Annotated in this window: 6 protein-coding genes and 1 pseudogene; 4 read left to right on the top strand and 3 right to left on the bottom strand. The window is 73.2% G+C overall.

Features of this window, described 5'->3' with window-relative positions; genetic code table 11:
- Both GTW67_RS28745 and GTW67_RS28750 read left to right on the top strand, forming a co-directional pair.
- Positions 1 to 230, top strand: a pseudogene (locus tag GTW67_RS28745) (carbohydrate ABC transporter permease); the annotation flags it as partial.
- A 137-nt stretch (positions 231 to 367) separates the two neighbouring features.
- Positions 368 to 1348: a hydroxyacid dehydrogenase gene (locus GTW67_RS28750; RefSeq protein WP_161167682.1), complete on the top strand. Its 981-nt coding sequence runs from the start codon at positions 368 to 370 to the stop codon at positions 1346 to 1348.
- Between the two features lie 34 nt (positions 1349 to 1382).
- On the opposite strand, the gene GTW67_RS28755 is transcribed toward GTW67_RS28750, so the two are convergent.
- Positions 1383 to 2792, bottom strand: a complete 1410-nt coding sequence (locus GTW67_RS28755) for an aminopeptidase P N-terminal domain-containing protein (RefSeq protein ID WP_161167677.1) — start codon at positions 2790 to 2792, stop codon at positions 1383 to 1385.
- Positions 2793 to 2925: 133 nt separating this feature from the next.
- On the opposite strand from GTW67_RS28755, the gene GTW67_RS28760 reads away from it, so the two are divergent.
- Positions 2926 to 3909: a helix-turn-helix transcriptional regulator gene (locus GTW67_RS28760; protein WP_161167678.1), complete on the top strand. Its 984-nt coding sequence runs from the start codon at positions 2926 to 2928 to the stop codon at positions 3907 to 3909.
- Here GTW67_RS28760 and GTW67_RS28765 read toward each other — a convergent pair.
- The gene (locus GTW67_RS28765; RefSeq protein ID WP_161167679.1) at positions 3803 to 4327 is read right to left on the bottom strand and encodes a ribosomal maturation YjgA family protein; all 525 of its coding nucleotides are present in this window, start codon (positions 4325 to 4327) and stop codon (positions 3803 to 3805) included. The two genes, GTW67_RS28760 and GTW67_RS28765, sit on opposite strands and share 107 nt — an antisense overlap.
- Before the next feature lie 124 nt (positions 4328 to 4451).
- Between GTW67_RS28765 and GTW67_RS28770 the strand changes: the two genes are divergently transcribed.
- A complete protein-coding gene (locus GTW67_RS28770) occupies positions 4452 to 4967 on the top strand; it encodes a hypothetical protein (protein ID WP_161167680.1) in 516 nt (171 codons plus the stop codon).
- 52 nt (positions 4968 to 5019) lie between these two features.
- Here the strand turns inward: GTW67_RS28770 and GTW67_RS28775 are convergent.
- Positions 5020 to 5751, bottom strand: a 732-nt coding sequence (locus GTW67_RS28775; RefSeq protein ID WP_161167681.1) for a (Fe-S)-binding protein, incomplete at its 5' end; no start/stop codon positions are given.

Raw genomic sequence — 5751 nt, forward strand, 5'->3', positions numbered from 1 at the left:
TCACCGCGATCTGGAACAACTTCTTCCTGCCGCTGGTGATGCTCTCGGACACCAAGCTGTTCCCGGTGAGCCTCGGGCTCTACTCCTGGAACACCCAGACGCGCGCGTTCCCCGAGTACTACCCCCTCGTGGTGACCGGCTCGCTGCTCGCGGTCGTCCCCCTGGTCATCGCGTTCGTCGGACTTCAGCGGTTCTGGAAGGCGGGGATGACGGCCGGAGCCGTCAAGTAGTGCCCCCGGGGCCACGACCGCCGTCCGCCGCGCCACACCTCACCCGGGAGAATCCCGTGCACAACCCCGCTTCCGTCACCGACGCCGCCCCGGCTCCGGTCCCGGTGCCCGGCCGTCGGCCCCGGGCCCTGCTCGCCATGCACGCCGATCTGGCGCCCAAGCTGATCGACGCCCCCACGATGACCCGGCTGACCGGGCTCTCGGATCTCGACCCGGCGCTGGTCGCCGACGACTTCGGCACGCCGGCGGCCTCGGCGGCCCTGAACGAGGCCGAGGTCCTGATCAGTTGCTGGGGCTGCCCGCCCCTGACCGAGGACGTCCTCGACCGGGCGCCCCGGCTGCGGGCGGTCATCCACGCCGCGGGATCCGTCAAGCACCACATCACCGACGCCTGCTGGCGCCGCGGCATCGCCGTCACCTCGGCGGCCTCGGCCAATGCCGTGCCGGTCGCGGAGTACACCGTCGCCTTCGTGCTCCTGGCGGGCAAGGACCTGCTGCGCATCCGGGACGACTACCGGCGTCGCCGCGCCGACCACGACTGGCAGGCGGCCTACGGGGCGGCCGGCAACTACCGGCGCACCGTGGGCGTCGTGGGGGCCTCCCGGATCGGCCGCCGGGTCCTGGAACTGCTCCGGCCCCACGATCTGGAACTGCTGCTGCACGACCCGTATCTCCTGCCCGGCGAGGCGGAACGGCTGGGCGCGACGGCCGTCGGACTCGACGAACTGTGCGTGCGCAGCGACGTGGTGAGCGTGCACGCACCCGAACTGCCGACGACCCGCCACCTCATGAGCCGCGCGCGGCTGGCGTCGATGCGTACCGGGGCGACCCTGATCAACACGTCCCGGGGCTCGCTCGTCGACCAGCGGGCGCTGACCGAGGAGCTGGTGTCCGGGCGGCTCGACGCCGTGCTCGACGTCACCGTTCCGGAGGTCCTGCCGCCGGGCTCCCCGCTCTACGACCTGCCGAACGTGGTGCTGACCCCGCACGTCGCGGGATCCCTGGGCACCGAGCTGCACCGCATGGCGGCTGCGGCGGCCGACGAGCTGGAGAGATATGTGAGCGGCCGGCCCTTCGCGCACCCGGTGTCCGCCGAGGAGTGGGAACGCTCGGCCTGAACCGCCGGACGCGTCTCGCCGAAGGGCCCGGTGCTCAGCCCGCCAGGCGGGCCATCCATGCCTCGATCTCGTCCGCGGCGCGGGGCAGGCCCGCCGACAGGTTCTCGTGGCCGTCGTCGGTGACGACCAGGTCGTCCTCGATCCGGACGCCGATGCCCCGCCACTCCTCGGGCACGGTCAGATCGTCCGCCTGGAAGTACAGGCCCGGCTCGACGGTGAGGCACATGCCCGGCTCCAGCACGCCGTCGACGTACTCCTCCGTGCGGGCCCGCGCACAGTCGTGGACGTCCAGGCCGAGCATGTGACCGGTGCCGGCCATGGTGAAGCGGCGCTGGAGGCCCAGCTCGTAGGCCCGGTCGGCGGGGCCCTCGATGAAACCCCAGTCGACGAGCCGCGCGGCCAGGTGGCGCTGGGCCGCCTCGTGGAAGGCGCGGTACGGGGCCCCCGGCTTGACCGTCGCCATGCCGGCCTCCTGGGCCTCGTACACCGCGTCGTAGATCTCGCGCTGGAGGGGCGTGAAGGTGCCGCTGATCGGCAGGGTGCGGGTGACGTCGGCGGTGTAGAGGGAGTGCGTCTCGACGCCGGCGTCGAGCAGGAGCAGGTCTCCGGGGCGGACCGGGCCGTCGTTGTCCGTCCAGTGCATGATCGTGGCGTGCTCGCCGGCGGCGCAGATCGAGCCGTAGCCCACCGAGTTGCCCTCCAGGCGCGCCCGGCGGAAGAAGGTGCCCTCGATCCAGCGCTCGGAGGACGCGATCGCCCGGGAGAGCTCCGCGACGACGTCGGTGAAGCCGCGCACGGTGGAGTCCACGGCCTTGCGCAGCTCACCGAGTTCCCAGGCGTCCTTGACCAGGCGGAGGTCGCTGAGCGCGTCCTCCAGTTCGGCGTCGCGCCCGGCGTCGGTGGTGACGGCGGCTTCGAGGGCGGGGTCGATCCCGCGGACGATCCGGGTGCGCGGGCCGGAGGCGGCGGCCAGGTCGGCGACGGCGGTGCGGACGTCACGGCAGGGCAGCCCGAGGACGCGCTCCGATTCGGCGAGCGAGCGGCGCCGGCCCCACAGCTCGGCGTGGGCGCCCGTCCAGAACTCGTCGTCGCCCCTGCTGTCGCGCGGCAGCTGGTAGCAGTAGGCGTCGTGGCCGCCGTCCGCGCGGGGTTCGAGGACGAGTGCGCCGTCCCGGGCCTGGTCGCCGGTCATGTGGACATAGCCCGTGTACGGCCGGAAGGGGTACGTGTCGTCGTTGGAGCGGACCTTGAGGTTGCCCGAGGGGATCACGAGGCGTTCGCCGGGGAAGCGCGCGGAGAGGGCGGCGCGGCGGCGGGCCGCGTGCGGGGCCTGCTCGGCGGGCCGCAGGTCGTGTCGTTCCGTGTCCGCCCAGCCCGTCCGCATCAGGGCGGAGAGCTCCGCGGAGATCTGCGGGTAGAGGCTGTTCTTACGACGGTTCGACACGTCGTCCACCTTTCGTCGGGTTCTGGGCGGCCGGACTTCCGGGACGGTACCGCCCCGCGGCAGGTCGTGGCGCCCGACCGTGCCAGTGGCACTGATCGGACACGGACCCGGTCGGACCTGGGACAATCGCCCCATGGAGAACGCGAGACTCGGCGAGGCCCTGCGGATGCTGGGGCTCGCCGGCACGACGTGCCGGGTCTATCTGGCCCTGCTGGAGCTGGCCCCCGCTCCGCTGGAGGCGGTCGGCGTGGCGGCCGGGCTGGGCGGCGCCGACCTGGCCGCGGCGTACGGCGAGCTGGCGGACGCCGGTCTGGCCAGTGCGGCGGCCGGGGACGGGGACCTGGTGGCCCCGGTGCCGCCGGCGGCGGGCCTGGAGATCCTCGCCCGGCACCGGGCGGCCGAGCTGGCGGAGTCGCGCATCGCCGTCGGGGGCGCGTTCGAGTCGTTCCGGCGCCGGCGGCTCGCCGCCTACAACGACGATCTCGTCGAGGTCGTCACCGGGGAGGCCATCGGGCCGAGGATGCGGCACGCGTGGGCCAGCGCACGCGAGCAGATCCGGCAGTTCGAATCGCCTCCGTACGCGCCGCTGGCCACGGCGACCGACGACGCCCTGGCGACGCTCGCGCGCGGGGTGCGGCAGCGCGTCGTCTACTCGCGGGAGTCACTGGAGCACCCCGGTCATCTGAAGGACGTCATCGAACCCTGCATCGAGGCGGGCGAGCAGGCCAGGGTGCTGCCGTCGGTGCCGGTGAAGCTCCTCATCATCGACGAGGCGTACGCACTGGTGTCGTTGTCGATCAGGGAAGCGGACGTGCACAACACCATGCTGGTGGTGCAGCCGTGCGGCCTGCTGTCCGCGCTGACGGCCCTGTTCGAGCAGGCCTGGCAGAACGCCCTGCCCGTCCACGGCCTCACCGCCCGCCCCGCCGGACTGCCGCCCGCCGACCGCCGGCTGCTGCGGCTGCTGGCCGGCGGGGCGACGGACGAGGTCATCGCCCGTGAACTGGGCATCAGCCGCCGTACGTTGTTCCGGCGCCTCCAGATCCTGATGACCCGGCTCGGTGCCGCGAACCGCTTCCAGATGGCCCTCCAGGCGCAGCGCTCGGGCTGGCTGTGACCGCGGCCGGGGCGACGCGTGTCCGGGCCGCGACGAGCCAGCCGGCCGCCGCGCCGACCGCGTACCAGAAGAGGTCGGGTGCGTTGAAGGTGGAGCCGAGGACCAGGCGGGCGGCCGTGCTCCGCCGGGAGAGCGTCGCCGGCAGGTCGGTGAGCTGAAGGAACTCGACGCCCCAGCTCGCCGCCAGGGCCACCGCGGCGGCCTTCCCCGGTCGCGTCCGCGGCGCCACGAGGACGACGAGGGCGAGGAGGAGAAGGGTGTAGAGGGCGTCGCCCCCGTACTTGGCCACGTCTCCCCGCGCGACCGCCCTGAGTCCGATTCCGGCGCCGACGATCACCAGCGCGGCGGCCCCCGCGGCGAGACGGATGTGGGCGGGGTCGTGCCCGACACGGGTGCGGGTGCGGGGAGTTCGGGTCATGCGCTCATTGTGCGGGACGTCCGACGCCCTCTGGCGTACGCGCGTAGACCTCGGGCACCATCGTCCTGCACCGCATGCTCAACCACCCCACACGTAGCATGACGCACTGCATGGAGGTTCTTCGATGAAGTCTCCGAGAGGCACCCGCATCCGGTCGGTCGTCACGGCGCTCGCGCTGGTGGCCGCGCCCGGCGCCGTCGTCGTCGGCACCGCCGGTGACGCGTTCGCGGTGACCAAGATCAGCCACGCCACGGCGACGTCGATGTTCCGCGACGTCGGCATCACCTGGTCGTCCTCCGGCAACTGCTCCAATCGCAACGTCGCCACCTGTACGTCCTTCGACCAGCTCAACCTCTCCACCGCGCAGGGCGCCCAGACCCTCAAGCGGGCCAGCGGGTGCGCGCTGAACATCACGGGCGGTACCGAGACCGGGCACGCCTCCGGCACCTACTCGCACTGGAACGGCTACAAGCTGGACTTCGGCAAGAGCACCTGCGTCACCAACTACATCAAGAACAGCTTCACCTACATCGGCCTGCGCGGTGACGGCGCCGCGCAGTGGCGGTCCGGCTCAGGCAACGTCTACGCCGACGAGGGCAACCACTGGGACGTCACGTACTACAACTGCGGCGGCTGCTGAGGCCCTGCGGTGAGCGGGCGGGACACGTGCGGTCCGCGCGTGTCCCGCCCGTTCACGCGGTGGCCGCGTCGAGGAGTTCCAGCACGTGCCGGTAGGGGCGGCCGGTGGCACGGGTCATGCCCATCTCGCAGGTGCGGTTGCAGGAGGCGTGGGCGTCGAAGGTACGCGCGGTGATCTCGGCGGCCTGGGCGGCGGTGGCGCTGGCGGTGATCTCCGGGTGCAGCAGCCCGCGGTCACCGGCGAACGCGCAGCAGCCCCAGGAGTCGGGGACGGTGACCTCGTCGCTGACGGCGGCGGCCACGGTGCGCAGGGCGTCGTCGATGCCCAGGTGCACGGTCGAGCAGGTGGGATGCAGGGCGAGGGTGCCGAGCCGGCGCGGTGCGGGGAGCGCGGGGAGCAGGTGCTCGGCGGTGAAGACGACGCTGTCCACGAAGCGCAGGGACGCGAAGCGGGCGCGGTCGGACTCGCCGAGGGCGGCCGGGAGTTGCTCCAGGCCGTGGGTGCAGGAGGAGGCGTCGCAGACCACGGGCAGCCGGCCCTCGTCGCTTGCCCGCCACAGCGCCTCCAGGGTGCGGGCGGCCATCGTGCGGTGTCCGGCGGTGTAGCCCTTGGACTGCCAGGGGGTGCCGCAGCACAGGTCCGCCAGCCCCTCGGGCACGGTGACGGGGACGCCGGCGCGGTCGCACAGGCGCAGAAAGGCCGCCGCCGAGCCGCCCGCGCCGCCGGGGGCCGTCTCGGGGCTCGCCTCGCGGGCCGCTCCGGAAGCCGCCTCGGGGCTCGCCTC

Origin of the sequence: Streptomyces sp. SID5910, assembly GCF_009862125.1 — a bacterium.
GTDB lineage: Bacteria > Actinomycetota > Actinomycetes > Streptomycetales > Streptomycetaceae > Streptomyces.

Excerpts from the sequence above, each read along its gene's own strand:
- GTW67_RS28750 (WP_161167682.1), top strand. The coding sequence starts at position 368 with ATGCACGCCGATCTGGCGCCCAAGCTGATCGACGCCCCCACGATGACC.
- GTW67_RS28760 (WP_161167678.1), top strand. The coding sequence starts at position 2,926 with ATGGAGAACGCGAGACTCGGCGAGGCCCTGCGGATGCTGGGGCTCGCC.
- GTW67_RS28765 (WP_161167679.1), bottom strand. The coding sequence starts at position 4,327 with ATGACCCGAACTCCCCGCACCCGCACCCGTGTCGGGCACGACCCCGCC.
- GTW67_RS28770 (WP_161167680.1), top strand. The coding sequence starts at position 4,452 with ATGAAGTCTCCGAGAGGCACCCGCATCCGGTCGGTCGTCACGGCGCTC.